General features: G+C 49.5%; 18 protein-coding genes and 2 riboswitches. Of the genes, 15 read left to right on the top strand and 3 right to left on the bottom strand.

Annotated elements, in window-relative coordinates; genetic code table 11:
- Positions 1-3 precede the first annotated feature (3 nt).
- Positions 4-1,107, top strand: coding sequence for an LCP family protein (locus PJK55_RS13105; protein WP_271306081.1), 1,104 nt, complete (start codon positions 4-6; stop codon positions 1,105-1,107).
- Positions 1,108-1,325: 218 nt separating this feature from the next.
- Here PJK55_RS13105 and PJK55_RS13100 read toward each other — a convergent pair whose 3' ends face one another.
- Positions 1,326-2,054, bottom strand: a complete 729-nt coding sequence (locus PJK55_RS13100; RefSeq protein ID WP_074032977.1) for a GntR family transcriptional regulator — start codon at positions 2,052-2,054, stop codon at positions 1,326-1,328.
- A gap of 96 nt (positions 2,055-2,150) precedes the next feature.
- Here PJK55_RS13100 and PJK55_RS13095 point away from each other — a divergent pair, with 96 nt between their 5' ends.
- The 11 genes from PJK55_RS13095 (at position 2,151) to PJK55_RS13045 (ending at position 12,625) form a co-directional block, all read left to right on the top strand.
- Positions 2,151-3,311 carry an alanyl-tRNA editing protein gene (locus tag PJK55_RS13095; RefSeq protein WP_271306080.1) on the top strand — a complete coding sequence of 387 codons (1,161 nt, stop codon included), beginning with the start codon at positions 2,151-2,153 and terminating at the stop codon, positions 3,309-3,311.
- On the top strand, positions 3,305-3,733 hold the full coding sequence (locus PJK55_RS13090) for a GNAT family N-acetyltransferase (protein ID WP_083600077.1): 429 nt from the start codon (positions 3,305-3,307) through the stop codon (positions 3,731-3,733). Before PJK55_RS13095 ends, PJK55_RS13090 begins: the two co-directional genes overlap by 7 nt.
- A 77-nt stretch (positions 3,734-3,810) precedes the next feature.
- A riboswitch (Lysine riboswitch) is annotated at positions 3,811-3,990 on the top strand.
- Between the two features lie 114 nt (positions 3,991-4,104).
- A complete protein-coding gene (locus PJK55_RS13085; RefSeq protein WP_371743064.1) occupies positions 4,105-5,304 on the top strand; it encodes an aspartate kinase in 1,200 nt (399 codons plus the stop codon).
- A 12-nt stretch (positions 5,305-5,316) separates the two neighbouring features.
- Positions 5,317-6,312: an aspartate-semialdehyde dehydrogenase gene (locus PJK55_RS13080; RefSeq protein ID WP_271306079.1), complete on the top strand. Its 996-nt coding sequence runs from the start codon at positions 5,317-5,319 to the stop codon at positions 6,310-6,312.
- Positions 6,313-6,324: 12 nt separating this feature from the next.
- Complete coding sequence (dapA, locus tag PJK55_RS13075) at positions 6,325-7,206, top strand: 4-hydroxy-tetrahydrodipicolinate synthase (protein WP_224863383.1); 882 nt, start codon at positions 6,325-6,327, stop codon at positions 7,204-7,206.
- Positions 7,203-7,952 (top strand): 4-hydroxy-tetrahydrodipicolinate reductase, encoded by a 750-nt coding sequence (gene dapB, locus PJK55_RS13070; protein ID WP_271306078.1) that lies wholly within the window; start codon positions 7,203-7,205, stop codon positions 7,950-7,952. Before dapA ends, dapB begins: the two co-directional genes overlap by 4 nt.
- A complete protein-coding gene (dapD, locus tag PJK55_RS13065; protein WP_074032983.1) occupies positions 7,930-8,637 on the top strand; it encodes a 2,3,4,5-tetrahydropyridine-2,6-dicarboxylate N-acetyltransferase in 708 nt (235 codons plus the stop codon). Before dapB ends, dapD begins: the two co-directional genes overlap by 23 nt.
- Before the next feature lie 49 nt (positions 8,638-8,686).
- Positions 8,687-9,613 (top strand): branched-chain amino acid transaminase, encoded by a 927-nt coding sequence (locus PJK55_RS13060; protein WP_271306077.1) that lies wholly within the window; start codon positions 8,687-8,689, stop codon positions 9,611-9,613.
- 14 nt (positions 9,614-9,627) lie between these two features.
- Entirely contained in the window at positions 9,628-10,716 is a 1,089-nt protein-coding gene (gene alr / locus PJK55_RS13055) for an alanine racemase (protein ID WP_271306076.1), read from the top strand.
- Positions 10,686-11,978: a diaminopimelate decarboxylase gene (gene lysA, locus PJK55_RS13050; protein ID WP_271306075.1), complete on the top strand. Its 1,293-nt coding sequence runs from the start codon at positions 10,686-10,688 to the stop codon at positions 11,976-11,978. Before alr ends, lysA begins: the two co-directional genes overlap by 31 nt.
- 92 nt (positions 11,979-12,070) lie before the next feature.
- Positions 12,071-12,625, top strand: coding sequence for a nitroreductase family protein (locus tag PJK55_RS13045; RefSeq protein WP_251129961.1), 555 nt, complete (start codon positions 12,071-12,073; stop codon positions 12,623-12,625).
- A gap of 98 nt (positions 12,626-12,723) precedes the next feature.
- On the opposite strand, the gene PJK55_RS13040 is transcribed toward PJK55_RS13045, so the two are convergent.
- Positions 12,724-12,909, bottom strand: coding sequence for a hypothetical protein (locus PJK55_RS13040; RefSeq protein WP_214876610.1), 186 nt, complete (start codon positions 12,907-12,909; stop codon positions 12,724-12,726).
- 109 nt (positions 12,910-13,018) lie between these two features.
- A complete protein-coding gene (locus PJK55_RS13035; RefSeq protein WP_271306074.1) occupies positions 13,019-13,555 on the bottom strand; it encodes a gamma carbonic anhydrase family protein in 537 nt (178 codons plus the stop codon).
- Positions 13,556-13,674: 119 nt separating this feature from the next.
- Between PJK55_RS13035 and ade the strand changes: the two genes are divergently transcribed.
- The 3 genes from ade to PJK55_RS13020 all read left to right on the top strand — a co-directional run bounded on the left by ade (position 13,675) and on the right by PJK55_RS13020 (position 17,724).
- Complete coding sequence (gene ade / locus PJK55_RS13030) at positions 13,675-15,384, top strand: adenine deaminase (protein ID WP_271306073.1); 1,710 nt, start codon at positions 13,675-13,677, stop codon at positions 15,382-15,384.
- Between the two features lie 118 nt (positions 15,385-15,502).
- Positions 15,503-15,787, top strand: coding sequence for a hypothetical protein (locus PJK55_RS13025; protein ID WP_015880753.1), 285 nt, complete (start codon positions 15,503-15,505; stop codon positions 15,785-15,787).
- Between the two features lie 57 nt (positions 15,788-15,844).
- Positions 15,845-16,019, top strand: a riboswitch (Lysine riboswitch).
- 112 nt (positions 16,020-16,131) lie between these two features.
- Complete coding sequence (locus tag PJK55_RS13020) at positions 16,132-17,724, top strand: Na+/H+ antiporter NhaC family protein (protein WP_224863367.1); 1,593 nt, start codon at positions 16,132-16,134, stop codon at positions 17,722-17,724.
- Positions 17,725-17,838 lie beyond the last annotated feature (114 nt).

The following is a 17,838-nucleotide window of genomic DNA, read 5'->3' as shown; positions in this document are numbered from 1 at the left end:
ATTATGAATTCTAGAACACATACTCGTAGACAGCGCAAAGGTCCGTCTGCGTTTTATAAAGTCTTTAGTGCCCTTGTGCTGATTGCGATTATTGCTGGGTCTAGCATTTACGGTACCGCATTTTATAAAGCACACAACATGTTGTCCGGCACCCAAGTCACGCTAGAGGACGACCCGACGGTTGAACCGACTCGCTTTGACAAAGAAGATACGGAGTCGTTTTTGATTTTAGGGACAGACCTTTCTCCACAAAAGAAAGCGCGTGGAGAGTTTGGACGCTCGGATGTCATGATTGTGGTCATTCTGAACAAGAAAGAAAAGCAGACGACGATGCTCAGTATCCCGCGTGACTCGTACGTCAATATCGATTACACAGGATACAATATCCCTTATGGAAAGACGGGTCTTGATCAAGATAAGATCACACATGCCTACTACTTCGGTTCCATGGATGAATCGAACCCGAACAACGGGATGCGTATGGCAACAAACACGATTGAGGACTTGGTTGGCGTTGAAATCGACCATGTCGTCTCGCTCAACTTCCAAGGATTTGTGGATTTCATCGATGCAGTCGGTGGTGTTGAAATCGACGTTCCATTCTCATCACAACAAAACAGCTATGACGCCTCACGTGAGACCGTACAAATCGAAGAAGGACTTCAGCAACTTTCTGGTGAAGAGGCACTGGCCTATGTCCGTAACCGATATGATGACCCACGTGGAGACATCGGGCGTGGACAACGCCAGATGGAAGTCATCAATGCCGTGCTCGAACAGTCACTTGGCACGTCACTCATCAATAACTATGATAAGGTCTTGAAAGCCGTGGGCGACAACATGCAGACGACGCTCGGACCGAATGACTATATGCGTTTGATTGAAGATGTCGGTGCACTACAAAATACGGTGCAATATCAATTGACAGGTGAAGGCGCCCGTGCAGATGACGGCCACTTCTACTATTTCTTGAATGAACCGCTTCTTGAAGAAGTACGCTACCGTGTGCAACAAGCGGACGCAGGCAATCCTGTGGAACCGATGACGGATACGGAATTAGAGTCTTACACGTTAGACCCGAGTGGGGTCACTTACGAAGCGCAATAAAGTTTGACTTACGAAAAATGCAAAACGCTCAGAATTCATTTTCTGAGCGTTTTTTATGTGGCAATGTATTTCAGGTCAGATTGCTTTTTTGTGTGGGATTGCTTGAAAATTGATTTAGTCAATGATTTTCCCACTCAAAAATTTGGTCTCACAGTAAGGACAGCGATCTACATCTTCCACATCAGTGTCATGGTCAAATCGTATTTCTGTTTCGTGCGTTATATGCGATCCATCGCAACGGTTAACGAATAGGAGTCTCCACGAAAGAGCGAGCGACTATATTCAAACATGTCTCCGTTCTCGAGATAGGTGCGTTGATCGATCAGCAATACCGGTGCGTTTGGAGAGATGGTCAGCAGTTTCGCTTCCTCGGGACCGGCGCTGCGGGCTTCGAGTGTCTGTGTTGCATTTTTCAAACGTAAACCGTGCTGTTCGGCGTATGCATAAATGGAACCGGTCGCGTCTTCTTTCGTCAGGTCAGGCAATAAACGGACAGGAATGTAGGCGGTCTCGAGCGCGAGCGGATGGTCGTCTGCGAGTCGGAGCCGTTTCATTTCGTATACGGGTGTTTGATTCGGGATGCTCAGTTGTTGGGCGATTCGATCCGTTGCCGGGATGACCTCGTAGGACAAAAGACGACTGAGTGGTCGCATGCCACGATGTTTGATTTCTTCAGAAAAACTCGTCAGTCCAGACAACGTCATGGCAATCTTTTGACTCGCGACGAATGTCCCTCGTCCTTTTTGACGGCTCAAATAACCGGCATTGACGAGGTTCATGATTGCTTGACGAATCGTCATGCGACTGACATGAAATTGTTCGGAGAATTCACGTTCTGAAGGTAGCGTGTCTCCTGGCTTTAACAACCCGTCATCAATTTGTTGCTTTAAGTACGCTTCAATTTGATAATAAATAGGTAACGGAGATTGTTTATCGATTTCTAACATATCATTTCGCTCCTGACTGAGAAGATGTATGTTTCATTATAGACGAAATTAGACTAGTTGTCTGAACAGATTTATAGAGGGAAGGTGGAGGACAAGATGAATCAATATACAGTCAATACAATCGTGACCTCAGTAAGTGAGGATGGCAAAGGTCATTGGCATACACTCGAGAACAGTCCTTTTTATGCGGAAGGTGGGGGGCAACCGGCAGACCGGGGATGGATTGATTCGCACGACGTATTAGACGTGCAACTCAAGGAAGGTGAAGTGTGGCATCTCTTGTCAGCGGCATTACCTACCGGAACACCAGTAGTGGCTCGAATCAATGAACAGGTGAGACGAGACCATTCCATCCAGCATACTGCCCAACACTTGTTAACGGCGATTTTGGAAGATCGTCACGGCATTCGTACGCTCAGTTTTGGAATTGGGGAAGAGGATTCGTCCATTGAGATTGAGACGGCAGGGATGGACTGGGCTCAAGTTGAAGCTCTTGAGCAAGAGATGCAGCAACTCATCTTTGAGAATTATCCGATTCATGTGTATGAAATCGCAGAAGAAAAAGTGGACCGGACGCGCTTACGGAAAGCGACCGATCGAACAGGGATGATTCGAATCGTCGAAATCGAAGGGCTTGATTATAACGCGTGCGGTGGGACACACGTGGAAACGACAGGGCAACTTGGTACGATTCACGTGACGACGCTCAAAAAAGTGAGAGGAAACATCCGCTTGACGTATGTGGCCGGTAATCGGGCGTTGAAAGCGACACAACGAGCACGAGAAGCGTTACGGACAATCCACCACACGTTCTCGACGACGAATGAATCGGTGGCGGCGCGTGTGATTGAAGAACACACGATTCGTCTTGAACGTGAAAAAGAAATCAAGACGCTCGAAGAACGGATTGCGAAAGCGAAAGTGAAGGCAGTCTTACAAGAAGACAACTATGTAGCGTTACATGTGGGACGAACGGAAGCCGAAACGTTGACGACCGCAATTGTTGAACGAATCGCAGCGACCGGACGAATCGCGGTCGGAGCCAACTACGGTACGCAAAAATTATTTGTCATGCATGATGGGACTCATGACATCGCGGTCGGAACATTTCTTCGTGTGGCCCTTCAAGAAATGAAGATTGGTCGCGGTGGTGGAAATCATAAGCAGGCACAAGCACGATTCACTTCGGTCATGGAACTTGAACAAGGGATGGAAGAAATCGTGAGACGATTACAAGAGGGGGTCTTACCATGTTGACGATTCAATCGGGAAAAGAAGCCGAGTTGATTGAGCAGGCCAAACAAGTACGGGAAATCGTATTCGTTCAGGAACAAGGAATCGATGCGAGTCTCGAATACGATGATTTAGATGATGTCTGTACGCACGTGGTCGGTCTCCTTGACGCGCAGCCGGTGACGACAGCACGTCTTCGCCCGGTAGACTCGACCGTCGGGAAAGTGGAGCGGGTGGCGACGATTCAGACGGCCCGAGGTCATGGATATGGAAAAGAAATCATGGACGAAGTCGAACGTGTCGCAAAACATCAAGGATTAAGTGAACTGCGCCTAGGTGCACAGTTAACGGCGCTTCCGTTCTACGAAAAACTCGGGTACGAGGCGTTCGGAGATGAATTTTTAGATGCCAATATCCCGCACCGTATGATGCGGAAAACGTGGTAACTCTTTTTTGAAATATCCCATTTTTCTAAAAAAAGGTTGGCAAGAAGATTTCGTTTTGTTATAACTAATACTAACAACTGACAGATAGAGGTTGCGAATGACATGAGTAAGCTTGGTTGAAACGGACGCACTCCGGACCGAGCCGAAAGGGGAAATTCGCCGAAGTCGACGTTCACGTGCGTGTGAACGAAGGCTGGGGTAGTCGTGAATAACGCCTACACTGCCATGGTCAACTACCATGGAGCGCTATCTACGGAACGATTCTTTAATCGTTTTTCAACTGCGCGTACAAGCGGCAGACCGTAGGGAGAGTGCTTCCTACCGGTCTGCCGCTTTTTCTGTTGGTGGACATCTTGAAAGTGGGGAACTTGATGACAACCGTACTGAAATTTGGAGGCAGCTCTGTTGCCACAATCGAACAAATACAAGCCATTTCAGACTATTTACAAACACGTGTGGCGACCGGTGAAAAATTGGTCGTCGTCGTATCAGCAATGGGCAAGACGACGGACTCGCTCCTGTCGCTCGCTAAACAAATCACGGAGCGCCCGATGATTCGTGAACTCGATCGGCTACTCGCCGTCGGGGAAGAACAGACGATCAGTCTACTCAGTATCGCCTTGAACTCGCGAGGGGTACCTGCCATTTCACTCACCGGACAACAAGCCGGGATTGATACGATGGGCATCCATACGAAGAGCAAAATCAAAGCGATTCGTAAAGAAGTATTGCATGAGAAGTTGCGTCAATATGACGTCTTGATTGTCGCTGGTTTCCAAGGTGTGAATGAAGCGGGAGACGTTACGACACTCGGGCGTGGCGGTTCGGATACGACAGCAGTCGCACTTGCGGCCGTCCTCAGTCAACGTTGTGAAATTTATACGGATGTGGCTGGGGTATATACGACGGACCCGCGAATTCATCCGACGGCGAAGCGCCTCGACACCGTCTCTTATGATGAAATGATGGAGATGAGTGCACTCGGCTCTAAAGTCATGGAAATGCGAAGCGTCGAGCTCGCGAAAAAGTATGACGTGAATATTTTTGTTGGAAAGACGCTCTCGAGCGAAGGAGGAACATGGATCATGGATACGACGCAAGCAATGGAACAGAAAGCAGTCACGAGTGTGAGTGTCGTCAAAAACGTACTCAGTGTCTCAATTAAACACATCCCGCACACGGCAGCCGGAGTCGCGGACATCTTTGAGCGATTGTCTGAACGTCACGTCAATATCGATATGATTTCACAGACGGCATTCGATGGCGAAGTGTTCCTTTCGTTCACATGTCCACTCGACGAAGAGGCGTTCTTAGAAGAGGCACTCGCAGAATTAACAGCGACCTTGCCACAAATCAAAATCGATCGCCATACGGAACACGCAAAAATTTCGGTCGTCGGAATCGGCATGCGAGACGCGACAGGCGTCGCATCAGAACTCTTCGCGACATTCCGCGAGATGGGGATTCCGTTCTATCAAGTCACGACATCTGAGATTAGCATTTCCTACACGATTCAAGAACAAGACGTGGAAGCGGCAGTCGCAGCCATTGCGGCTCGCTTCAACTTATAAGGGGGTAGCACGATGTATAACGTAGCTGTCGTCGGCGCAACGGGCGCCGTCGGACAAAAAATGATTGAGGTCCTAACCGAATACGAATTTCCAATCAGTGAACTGAGACTATACGCTTCTGCCCGTTCGGCTGGGAAGACGGTCGAGGTGAACGGACAATCGGTCGTGATTCGTGAATTGAACGATTCAATCTATGCCGACCCTATCGATATCGCCTTGTTCTCTGCCGGTGGAAGTATCAGCGAACAGTATGCGCCGCGCTTAAGTGAACAAGGGGTCATCGTCATCGACAACTCAAGCGCATTCCGAATGCAAGAAGGAATTCCGCTTATCGTACCGGAAGTGAATCGAGTCGAACTCAGCCCGGAGAAGACGCTCATTGCGAACCCGAACTGTTCAACGATTCAATCGGTCGTCGCGCTCGCGCCGCTATCGGAAGTATATGGGTTGACGCGAGTCGCCTATACGTCTTATCAAGCCGTATCTGGTTCGGGTCAAAAAGGAATTAATGACCTCGAACGCGGTGCGCGCGGTGAGGATCCGACGAATTATCCGTATCCGATTTATGATAATGTATTGCCGCAAATCGATGTGTTTTTAGAGAACGGCTATACGAAAGAAGAACAAAAAATGATTGAGGAGACGCGTAAGATTTTGAACGCGCCGAACCTCGGCGTAACGGCCACTTGTGTCCGAGTGCCAGTACGAAACAGTCATGCGGTATCCATCACGGTGACGCTCGAACGGGATGCGACAGTCGCAGAAGTCAAAGCCGTACTCGCAGATGCACCAGGTGTCGTGGTCATGGACAACCCGGCCGAACTTTCGTATCCGACACCACTCGATGCAAACGGGACCGATGAGGTGTATGTCGGTCGAATCCGCCGGGATGACTCACAGCCGAATACATTCCATTTGTGGTGTGTCGCGGATAACGTTCGAAAAGGGGCAGCGGCAAATGCGGTACAAATCGCACAATGCATGATCAGTCAAACAGCGACAAAATAAGGAGGAGATGACATGTTCACAGGAGTTGCGACAGCACTAGCGACACCATTTCAAGAAGATGGGCAGTTAAACTTGGAGGCATGGACGGCGTTGATTGAAGACCAAATTCAAGAGGGAGTCAGTGGACTCGTCATCGGTGGAACGACCGGCGAAGGGATGACACTGACGAATGAGGAATTCGAGACTTTGCTCGTTCGAGCAGTAGAGGTCGCGAACGGTCGAGCGGTGATCATCGCGGGAACGGGATCAAACAACACGGCTGTCAGTATCGAAAAAACGAAGCGCGCCGCAGAACTTGGAGCGGAAATGGCGATGGTCGTTACCCCGTACTATAACAAGTCGACACAAGCTGGGCTCCTTGCTCACTTTACAGCAATCGCAGATGCATCACCGATTCCACTTATGCTCTACAACGTCCCGTCACGGACTGGCGTCGCCTTAGCACCTGAAACGGTCGGTGAGCTTGCAGAACATCCGCGCATCACGGCTTTGAAAGAAGCGAGTGGAGATATCTCGGTTATGGCACAGATGATGGCTCACCTTCCGGAAGGATTCACCGTTTATTGCGGAAATGACGATCAAATCTTGCCATATATGGCTTGGGGCGCTCAAGGGGTCGTTTCAGTGTTATCGAACGTTTATCCGGGTGCGACCGTCGCCTTGGCAGAAGCACTTTTAGCAGGTGATCTTCAGACGGCGCGCACATGGCAATTGCGCCTCCTCCCCGTGATCGACGAACTTTTCGCAGAAGTGAATCCGATTCCTGTGAAGGCTGCTCTTCAGGCGAGAGGGTTTGAATTTGGTGCGCCACGCCTCCCGCTCGTCCCGATGAGCGCGACAGCTGAAGCGAAATTGCTATCGGCGATGGAGCAGTTTAACGAGGTGAGACAATGAATGTACTCATCCACGGATTCGGTGCGATGGGACGGATCGTCGAAGAAGTCGCCAACGCGCAAGGCGTGAACGTCTCGGCTATTGTTTCACCTGGGAGTGACGAGCACCTGGCATCATTAGACAAGGTGGATGCACAAGTCGATGTCGTCATTGATTTTTCAAATCCGGCATTACTTCCTGGCTTGCTCGCATTCGGGCGGTCACGCAATATCCCGCTCGTCATCGCGACGACAGGATTCACACCTGAGGAACTTGCGGATATCGAAGAAGCATCATTAGACATTCCGATTTTTCAGTCGTATAACACATCGTATGGGATTGCTTTGTTGAAGCAGTTACTCGATCAACTCGTTCCGCTCACGCTCGGCTATGATATCGAGGTCATCGAGGCGCACCACCGGAAGAAAGTGGACGCGCCAAGTGGCACGGCGGAGCTGTTGGCCCGCGCCATCGAAGCGAAGCGAGAGGTGACACCGATTTACGAACGAACATCACGCCGGGAAGCGCGAGGCGCCGAAGAGTTGGGCATGCACTCGATTCGCGGCGGCACAATCTTCGGGGAGCATACGGTGCTCTTCGCCGGAGATGATGAAATGATTGAATTGAAACATACCGCGTTATCGAAACGCGTCTTTGCAAACGGGGCACTCGCTGCAGCAGCAACGATCATCGATCGCCCCGCAGGACTTTATAATCTATCGAACTTATACGAGGAGGCTACTCATGTTACTCACAAACGCTTATGAAATCGCACAATATATTAAAGATGCTAAAAAGGAAACACCGGTAAAACTTTACGTAAACGGCCAATTGGCAGGTCTTGAAATCGAAGAAGCGAAAGCATTCGGTACAGACGAGTCGAAACTGTTCTTGACGACGGCGGAGCGCGCGGCAGCTTTCTTAGAAGCGAACGCATCTGTCATCACCGATTCACACCTTGAATATGATCGTCGCAACAGTGCCGTTCCAATGCTCGATACGACACAACTCAATGCACGAATTGAACCAGGTTCGTTTATCCGTGACCACGTTCAAATCGGAAACAACGCTGTCGTCATGATGGGGGCTGTCGTCAACATCGGGGCAGTCATCGGAGACGGTTCGATGGTCGACATGAACGCCGTCATCGGAGCACGCGGAACGCTCGGGAAAAACGTTCACCTCGGAGCAGGTGCCGTGGTTGCCGGTGTCCTTGAGCCACCTTCAAAAGATCCAGTCATCATTGAAGATGGTGTCATGATCGGAGCGAACGCTGTCATCTTGGAAGGGGTTCGCGTCGGGGAAAATGCGGTAGTCGCAGCTGGAAGTGTCGTCACGCAAGATGTGCCTCCAGGTGTGGTCGTCGCGGGTACACCGGCACGCGTCATCAAGCAGAAAGATGAAAAAACTTCTGAAAAAACGCAACTTGTTGATGACTTACGCTCTCTCTAACGTATAATAGACAGAAAATATAAACAATGAGGAATGGGAGAGTTGCATTATGGAACAGTATGGACAATGGATGTGGAAAGACGGGGCTTGGATTGAGCCGACTGACGCAAACACGAGTATCATGACACACGCGATTCACTACGGAAGCGGGTTCTTTGAAGGGATTCGCGCGTATCACACGGAAGAAGGCCCAGCCATCTTCCGCTTACGTGAACACTTGGAGCGACTCGTTCGCTCGTGTGCATACTACCACGTCACGCTACCTTACACGGTAGACGAACTCGAACAAGCGACGATGGAATTGATTGAACGAAACGGATTTGAAGCATGTTATATCCGCCCTTTCGTCTTCCTCGGGACACCTTGGCAAGCACTTATGCCGACAGCAGAGACGAAGGTACATGTTGCCATCTCGTGTTGGCCGCTCGGCGAATATTTCAGCAAAACAGTCGGGATTCGGGCGAAAGTGGCCTCGTATCGCCGCGTATCTTCTACGATGATGCCGATGCAAGCGAAAGCCGCATCGAACTATATGAACTCACAGTTGTTAAAAGGAGAAGCGCTTCGTGACGGATTTGATGAAGCGATCGCCCTCGATATGAACGGAAACGTCAGTGAGGCGAGCGTCGCGAACATCTTCCTCGTTAAAGGGAAGACAATCACGACACCGTCGCTCGATTGCTCCGTACTCGATGGCATCACGCGTCAGACGGTCATGCAACTTGCGCGTGAAGCAGGTTACGAAGTCGTGGAACGTCACATCGGGCGCGATGAGTTATATGTAGCCGATGAGATCTTCTTGACGGGAACGGCAGCCGAGGTGACGAGCGTCATCGAGGTCGACCACATCTCAATCGGTGGCGGCGTCCAGGCGGTCGCGACAGAAATGTTGACACGCTATCGTGAGGCCGTATCAGGACAACTTCCGGAACACCGTGATTGGGTTACGTTTGTAAAATCAGCAGTCAAAGAGTAAAGGAGTTTTGAACGATGGGAGTCACAATTGACTTGAATGCGATTCGCGAGAACAAACGTCGGATTGAAGCGCTCGGGCGCCCCGTGTTTGCGGTCGTGAAAAACAACGCCTATAACCTAGGGATGGAGCCAGTTGTGACGACTTTGTATGATGAAGGGGTCCGTCACTTCATGGTGACAACAATCGAAGAAGCAATCGAAGTTCGAACGCATGCAGCATCGGCTCGTGTCCTCGTCATGAATCCGGTCTATACGTGGCAACACGTGCATGCCCATGACTTTGATGTCGCCATCGGGTCATATGAATGGCTCGTCTCACAGCGAGAGCATCTCGATGGAGTTCGCCTACACTTGAAACTAGATGTCGGGATGAACCGATTCGGTGCCAAAACGTTTGAAGAAGCGCTACAAATCGTCGCCTTCTGTCAAAATGAAGGACTGGACCTCGTCGGATTATGTACGCACTTCCCGCTCGCGGATGCAGATAACGCGGAAGTCGAGCATAGCGTGCAAGTCGAACGTTTTGCCGACTGGTCGACACGATTGATGGAACGTCATACGTTTGAATTGATCCATGCGGCAAATAGTGCAGCCACGCTTCAAGACGATTCGCGTCTGCACCATTGCACACATGTGCGTGTCGGTATCTTCTTATATGGCTATTCATCGGTCGAACCGGTGGAATGGTTGGTTCCCGCTTTCTATTGGGAGACGGAAGTGGTCGCGGTCCATGACATCGAAGCGGGGGCTCATGTCGGATATGGGACGGGATACACAGCCGAAACGAAGGAGCGAATTGCCGTTCTTCCTGTCGGATACGGAGATGGGTTAATGCGAGCGAGACGTCACTTGCCTGTTCATATTGAAGGGAAAGCCTATCCTTTCGTCAGCAATATCTTTATGAGTCATAGCTTCATCAAAGTGGACGACGACGTACAAATCGGCGATCGGGTCACATTATATGGGGTAGAAACGAAAATCGATGACGTGACACGTGTTGGTTACGCCAACAATTCAGAACAGCTCTGTGCTCGTTCATGGCGTGTCCCCCATCGCTTTGAAGGAGGAATTGTATGTACACCACCAATCAATCAGAATGTTTGATCGAAGGTGTGTCCGTCCGTGAACTTCAAGCGACGTACGGGACACCTTTATACATCATGAGTGAGCCAGAACTAGAGCGTCGCCTCGGGATTGTCCAGGATGCGTTCCTAGACAAGTATCCGAACACGTATGCGTTATACGCGTCAAAAGCGTTATCGATTGCGGCCGTGTATGAAAAAGTAATGGCGGCAGGTTTAAGTGTCGACGTCGTCTCAAGGGGTGAGATGTACGTGGCACTGCATGCCGGTGTACCGGCAGAGCGCATTCACGTTCACGGGTCGAACAAAACGATTTTGGATATCACGTTCGCACTCGAACAGGGGATTACACACTTTACCATCGACAACATGCGTGAAATCAGCCTCTTGTCAGGACTTGCGGCTGAATATAATCGTGAAGTCGATGTGCTTCTCCGCATCGTGCCTCAAGTCGTTGGAGGTGCCCATGCGGCGATTCAAACGGGTGGGGTTGATACAAAATTCGGTTTTCCGACGCATGACGATACGTATTTGGATGCTGTTCGTGCGACGTTGGAAGCGGAACATTTACAGTTGAAGGGCATTCATTGTCACGTCGGTTCTCAAATTCAAGATCCGACCCTCTTCATCAACACGGTGAAGACGATGGTGCGCTTCATGGATACGATTCGTCAAGAGACCGGCTATACGACGGATGTGTTAAACATTGGTGGTGGCTTCGGTGTCGCTTACTTGGATGAAGACGAGCGTCTCGACTTCGCACAAACGATGGAGCGTGTGATGGAGACGTTGGTCGAGGAAGTCGAGGCACGTGAATTGCCACTTCCGAAAATCGGGATTGAACCGGGTCGTTGGCTCGTCGCCAATGCAGGCGCCACGCTTTATGAGGTGGGAACCGTCAAAGAAGTGAGTGGTGTACGCACGTTTGTGTCCGTCGATGGGGGGATGACAGATAACATTCGTCCGGCGCTATATGACGCAGAATATGAAGTCGTGGCAGCGACTCGGATGAATGAAGAGAAGACGCTCGAGGCAAAAATTGTCGGAGCGTGTTGCGAGTCGGGAGATATCATCTCGAACCGCTCTTTGATCCCTCCTGTCACACCGGGTGATTTGCTACTCGTCAAAGCAACAGGAGCGTATAACTTCTCGATGGCGAGCAACTATAACCAAATGCTTCGTCCTGCCGTTGTGTTCGTCAAAGATGGACATCATCGCCTCGTCGTACGTCGCCAAACGTTTGAAGACCTGGTGGCATGCGAGGTCATTGGTCAATCGATTTAAGGCTACAGAGCAATCTGTAGTCTTTTTTGATTTTGAAATGAGAACGTTTTTCAATTATGATAGAGAAGAGAAAAAAAGGGGAAGTGACGGTCATGACAAAGACAGTAGCACAACAGTTAATTGAAGAAAGACGCACCGTTCGGATGTTCAAAGAAGAACCGATTGATACGAAGGTGCTTTACGAGGTGTTGCAATCGGCACACCACGCACCGTTTCATAATAAAGTCGAGCCATGGAACGTGTATGTGTTCAATGGGGATGGCAAACAAGTGTTACTCGATGCGCTCGAGCCAGCCTTCTCGGAGGCGTCAGAAGGACAGCGTGAAAAAGTGACAGGACGCATCTTGAATGCAGCAACGTGTATGTATGTGACGGCAAAGCGATTTGAGACGGAAAAAGGAAATCGTGACGCGTTGCTCGCGACGGCGACATTTATTCAAAATGTTCAACTCTTGTTTAGTGAACGTGAAATCGGAATGGTCTGGCGTACGGGTGGACTATTTGACGATGCGCGTTTGAAAGAAATGATTGGAGCGGAAGGGGAGACGTTTATCGGTCTTCTGCAAATCGGGAAATATGACACAGCAGATATCCCTGCACCGAAAGCACGACAGCCAATTGATGCACACCTGACCATTTTTGAATAAAAAAGCGAGCGAAGGGAGAATCCTTCGCTCGCTGTCTATATAAATCCGTTATCGTTTTAATTTAGTTGCGAGCCAATCTTGAATCACAGGTGTGGGAATCATCCAGCCGTTCCTCCATTTTTAGAATCTTCTTCTCTAGTATTATCCAAATGCATACGTTCCCAAACCTCACGATGTGCACCATGGAGCGTGTCATCGAAAGAATCATCGATATGAAGGCCATAACTTGGATTAATCGATGAGGCGTACAGGTCTAACATGAGTTGATCGTGGTTCGGATACATAGAGTGGGCTCCTTTCAATACGTCAGCTTGGCTACACCATTAGTATACAAAGGAACTGTGTAGAAAATTCGAGAGAAACGTTAACATTTTATGAATATTGTAAACGCTTTCACAAACTGTGTGTTTCGCTTACGGGTACGCACGACTGTTGGTACTGCTCAGCACGTTTCGCATACTTCTTAACCGTTCTCTCCATGATGAAGCGGTCTTCGTCGTTCAGAGGACGGACGACTTTTGCTGGTACGCCCATCACCATCACCCCTTCAGGGATTTGCATATTCGGTGTCACAAGCGCACCCGCAGCCACGAATGACCCTTTCCCGATTTTTGCACCATCGAGCACGGTAGCGTGCATCCCGATCAAGCAATCCTCTTCAATCTCGCACCCGTGAATCATCGCCATATGACCAATCGAGACACGGTCATGGATAATGGTCGGTGAACCCTCATATTGATGGATCATCGAACCATCCTGAATATTGACATAAGAACCGATTCGGATCGGACCCTCGTCTCCACGGATGACGGTGTTGAACCATACTCCTGAGTGTGCCCCGATTGTCACATCACCAATGACATGTGATCCTGGTGCAAGATAAGTCGTCGAATCGACGTGTGGTGTCAGTTCTCCTAGTTTGTATTGCATCGTTGTAACCCCTTTCAGATCGATATGCTATCATTGTCGCACAACTTGAAAAAGAAATTGCAACGAAAAGAATATTCTTGGTAAGATAGTTAAAATACGTTGAATAAGGAGATCAAAAGATGGAGAAACAACATTTGATTGACATCGCCGCAAAGAAAAAGAAAGCGGCCGTCGTCTTTAAAGACGTCGCTGTGATTGACGTGTACAGTCGTGAGACGATTCGTACGGACGTCGCCATCGATGCCGGGTATATCGTGGCAATTGGGGAAGGATACGATGGAGAGGTCGAATATCATGACCCGACTTGGACGCTTGCCCCGTCATTTATCGATTCGCACGTCCATATCGAGTCGTCGATGGTTCCACCTCATGAGTTCGCGAAAGCGGTCTTGCCCCTCGGGGTCACGACGGTCATTGCGGACCCGCATGAGATTGCGAACGTAAACGGGGCGCTTGGGATTGAATATATGTTAGCGGATGCAAAAGGGCTACCGCTTGACGTCCGCATGATGTTACCGAGCTGTGTGCCGGCGACACCATTCGAACATGCTGGTGCAAAGTTGTACGCAGAGGACTTGGCACCGTTTTTAGGAGACCCTGGTGTACATGGATTAGGTGAGGTCATGGACTATCCATCGGTCGAAGCAGGAAGCGAGGATATGCTTCAAAAGATTGCGCAGACGGAACAAGCGGGCAAAGTCGTGGATGGCCATGCTTCGGGTCTCAATCCTGATCAATTGAATGTATATCGTTCAGCAGGAATCATGACGGACCATGAATGTACGACGGCGGAAGAGGCGATTGAACGGGTACGACGTGGATTCTACGTTCAAATTCGAGAAGGTTCCGTTGCACGAAATGTGGAGAAGGTCAGTTTGGCCGTGACAGAAAGCAATGCCCATCGTTTCCTTTTCTGTACAGACGATAAGCATTTGGATGACTTGGTCGCAGAAGGTGGAATTGACTACAACATTCGTACAGCGATCAAGCAAGGCGTCAAGCCAGAGACGGCCTATGCGATGGCGAGTTTACACGCTGCAGAAGCCTATGGGTTAAAAGAAATCGGGGCCATCGCACCTGGGAAGAAAGCAAACTTCGTCATCTTGTCAGACGTCGAATCGGTAAAAATCGAGCAGGTGTACGTCAACGGTACGCTCGTCGCCGAAGCGGGGAATGCGACATTTGACGCTGATGGGATTGAAGTACCGAAGCCGATGAAAGGTGAACTCGAATTACCTGAATTGACAGCCGACTCGTTTCGAATTGCTCCGAGCGACGAGGAAGTGGATGTCATTCAAGTGCTTCCGAACAGCTTGTTGACGAAACGACAACGTCTCTCGTTCCAACCGGATGCATCAGGGGCAGATTTATCGCAGGATATTGCCACGCTCGCCGTCATCGAACGTCATCATGGGACAGGTCACATGGCGCTAGCTCCTGTCACAGGATTCGGGTTAAAACGAGGTGCACTTGCAGCTACTGTAGCCCATGACAGCCACAACTTGGTCATCGCTGGAGTCAGCCCAGAGGATATGTTACTCGCAGCGAGAACGCTTGAAAAAGTAGGTGGAGGGGTCGTTGCCGTATCGGAAGGTGAGGTGCTCGCCGTGTTACCGCTTGAAATCGGTGGTCTCATGACGAAACGTCCTTACCGTGAAGTGGCAGATATTCTCGAACAGTTAAATGATGCGCTCGACGTTGTCGGTGCACACCGTCACTTTAACCCATACTTGACGATGTCATTCCTTGCCTTACCGGTCATTCCGGATTTGAAATTGACCGACATGGGATTGTTCGACGTGACCACTTTCTCATTCATCAACGATTGACTCGGTCTAACGTATGATTTTTGTTAAGAACGGTCGATAACGATTGAATGACTGACAGGAAGTTGGTATAGTTACGACAAGTTTCATCGGGTCAAATTTGAAAGGGGGGATATTACAGATGGAACAAGTTGCTTACAATCGGTCGTATGATGAACATGAGGAATTGATCAATTCTGTATATCGTGCTTTCAAGGACCGATGCGAAGAACTGCCAGAAGAAACGCAGACGAAACGCCGTTTACGGCGACTCATCTTTTCTACGATTAAAGAACAGACGAAGTCTCACGCTGACCGATTCGTGTTATACCACTTCTTCAACGATTTCTTTAAAGCAGTAGAGACGAATGACCAAGAAGCGCTTGCTGTTTTGAAGCGAATCATTCGTGATGAAAAAAACTATTGATATGTGACGTCAACTTGTGATAATTTAGACGTAACTTTAAATGAATATTCGTGCTATCGATGAGGTAGAGGTGCGATGCTGATGAGTAAGTAGTCGGAGGATGACAACGATGAGGACTACAAAAAGGCAGGATCGCCGAAGTGCAACACCATGTCCGTGGGGTTGTGCTGGGCTGACGGGAAACACCCGTCGGACTGCCATACATATTTACGTATGGAGCGCTCCAAGTCGGCTAAGAAAGACGGAACATCCAGCGAGGGTGTCGGCTTTGTTGCCGATGCCCTCGCTTTGCGTTTTTTTAAGCATAGGGGGGCCTCATCCTAATAAAAAAGGAGGAATTCAGCATGGTAGATTATTCAACTTCGGTACTTTCACTCGTACCGGCATTACTCGCAATTATTATGGCAATCACAACAAGAAAGGTCATCCCATCACTCGGTGTCGGGATTATCGCAGGGGTACTTCTCTTGCATAGTTTCAATCCGCTCGATTCGATTCAATACTTGTGGTCGAACATTATCGCCCTATTCTGGTCGGATGGAGCCATTAACGAATGGAACGTCTTGTTGATTGCGTTCTTGCTCCTTCTCGGCATTTTGTCGTCAATCATTCAAACGTCGGGTGGCGCACGCGCATTCGGTGAATGGGCTGCTGCGAACGTTAAGACGGCACGCGGTGCGCGTCTCGTATCGTTTGGTCTTGGTATTTTGATCTTTATCGATGACTACTTTAACAGTTTGGCGGTCGGGAACATCAGTCGTCCACTGACAGACCGTAAAAACATCTCACGCGCGAAACTTGCGTACACGATTGACTCAACAGCAGCACCTGTCTGTGTCATTAGCCCGCTTTCAAGTTGGGGTGCGTACATCATCGCCATCATCGCTGGAATTTTGACAAAATATTCGATTGATAGCTACTCATCATTCTCTGCGTTCATTCAAATCATTCCGATGAACTTCTATGCCGTCTTCGCACTCTTGTTGACAGCGTATGTGGCTTTCACTGGACTTGCCATCGGACCGATGCGTACGCACGAACTTCGTGCCCTACAAGGTGAATTGTATGATTCAGCAAAAGGGAAGCCAATGGGAATGAGCGAAGATTTGCATGAACACGAAGGTGGAAAAGTTCGCGACTTGATCGTTCCGATCATCACACTTATCATTGCGACTGTTTCGGCGATGCTCTACACAGGTGGACAAGCACTTGCAGCAGACGGCCAGGACTTCTCATTGATTGGGGCGTTCGAATCGACAGATGTGACGCGTTCACTCGTCGCAGGTGTCGTCATCAGCTTGATTGTCGCACTCCTTCTTCTTGTCGGTCGTAAAATCCCGGCGCGTGACTATGGAAAAGCGGCATGGGAAGGCGTCCGTGCGATGTGGCCAGCCGTCCTCATCCTTTTGTTTGCTTGGACAATCATAGCAGTCATCAGTGATATGAAGACAGGTGAATACTTGGCGAGCTTCGTCACGGATACGATTGCCGCTTCGTACTTGCCACTTCTTCTCTTCTTGATTGCTGGAATCATGGCATTCTCGACAGGGACGAGCTGGGGAACGTTTGGTTTGATGCTTCCGATCGGGGCAGACTTGATCATGGCAGTCGAACCAGAGCTTCTTCTCGCATCACTCGCTGCTGTGTTGGCCGGTGCAGTGTTCGGTGACCACTGTTCACCAATCTCGGATACAACGATTCTCAGTTCGACAGGAGCTGGCTCACACCATATCGATCACGTGTTGACGCAATTACCATATGCAATCCTTGCAGCAATCGTCTCAGCGATCGGATACTTGGTTCTCGGAATCACAGCATCGATTTGGATTGGGTTCTTCGCGGCATTGATCTCGTTTGTGGTACTAGTGGGAATCGCGCAAGTGATTTCAAAACGTGGGAAAGTACCTGCTGACATTCGCGCTCAGCGTGAGGCTTAATAGATGAAAATGACTTCCATCGATTTGATAGAAGTCATTTTTTTGTGATTGTCACTCCATAAATGAGGCGGTCGAACAGTTTACCGAGAATGGACTGTCATGATGTACAGCGCT

This window comes from Exiguobacterium sp. MMG028 (genome assembly GCF_027947425.1).
Taxonomy (GTDB): Bacteria; Bacillota; Bacilli; order Exiguobacteriales; family Exiguobacteriaceae; genus Exiguobacterium; species Exiguobacterium aestuarii_A.
This window is presented reverse-complemented; position numbering and strand designations above follow the sequence as displayed.

Bases quoted from the DNA above. Each gene is read 5' to 3' on its own strand.
- PJK55_RS13105 (WP_271306081.1), top strand. From the start codon at position 4: ATGAATTCTAGAACACATACTCGTAGACAGCGCAAAGGTCCGTCTGCG.
- PJK55_RS13100 (WP_074032977.1), bottom strand. From the start codon at position 2,054: ATGTTAGAAATCGATAAACAATCTCCGTTACCTATTTATTATCAAATT.
- PJK55_RS13095 (WP_271306080.1), top strand. From the start codon at position 2,151: ATGAATCAATATACAGTCAATACAATCGTGACCTCAGTAAGTGAGGAT.
- PJK55_RS13090 (WP_083600077.1), top strand. From the start codon at position 3,305: ATGTTGACGATTCAATCGGGAAAAGAAGCCGAGTTGATTGAGCAGGCC.
- PJK55_RS13085 (WP_371743064.1), top strand. From the start codon at position 4,105: ATGACAACCGTACTGAAATTTGGAGGCAGCTCTGTTGCCACAATCGAA.
- PJK55_RS13080 (WP_271306079.1), top strand. From the start codon at position 5,317: ATGTATAACGTAGCTGTCGTCGGCGCAACGGGCGCCGTCGGACAAAAA.
- dapA (WP_224863383.1), top strand. From the start codon at position 6,325: ATGTTCACAGGAGTTGCGACAGCACTAGCGACACCATTTCAAGAAGAT.
- dapB (WP_271306078.1), top strand. From the start codon at position 7,203: ATGAATGTACTCATCCACGGATTCGGTGCGATGGGACGGATCGTCGAA.
- dapD (WP_074032983.1), top strand. From the start codon at position 7,930: ATGTTACTCACAAACGCTTATGAAATCGCACAATATATTAAAGATGCT.
- PJK55_RS13060 (WP_271306077.1), top strand. From the start codon at position 8,687: ATGGAACAGTATGGACAATGGATGTGGAAAGACGGGGCTTGGATTGAG.
- alr (WP_271306076.1), top strand. From the start codon at position 9,628: ATGGGAGTCACAATTGACTTGAATGCGATTCGCGAGAACAAACGTCGG.
- lysA (WP_271306075.1), top strand. From the start codon at position 10,686: ATGTACACCACCAATCAATCAGAATGTTTGATCGAAGGTGTGTCCGTC.
- PJK55_RS13045 (WP_251129961.1), top strand. From the start codon at position 12,071: ATGACAAAGACAGTAGCACAACAGTTAATTGAAGAAAGACGCACCGTT.
- PJK55_RS13040 (WP_214876610.1), bottom strand. From the start codon at position 12,909: ATGTATCCGAACCACGATCAACTCATGTTAGACCTGTACGCCTCATCG.
- PJK55_RS13035 (WP_271306074.1), bottom strand. From the start codon at position 13,555: ATGCAATACAAACTAGGAGAACTGACACCACACGTCGATTCGACGACT.
- ade (WP_271306073.1), top strand. From the start codon at position 13,675: ATGGAGAAACAACATTTGATTGACATCGCCGCAAAGAAAAAGAAAGCG.
- PJK55_RS13025 (WP_015880753.1), top strand. From the start codon at position 15,503: ATGGAACAAGTTGCTTACAATCGGTCGTATGATGAACATGAGGAATTG.
- PJK55_RS13020 (WP_224863367.1), top strand. From the start codon at position 16,132: ATGGTAGATTATTCAACTTCGGTACTTTCACTCGTACCGGCATTACTC.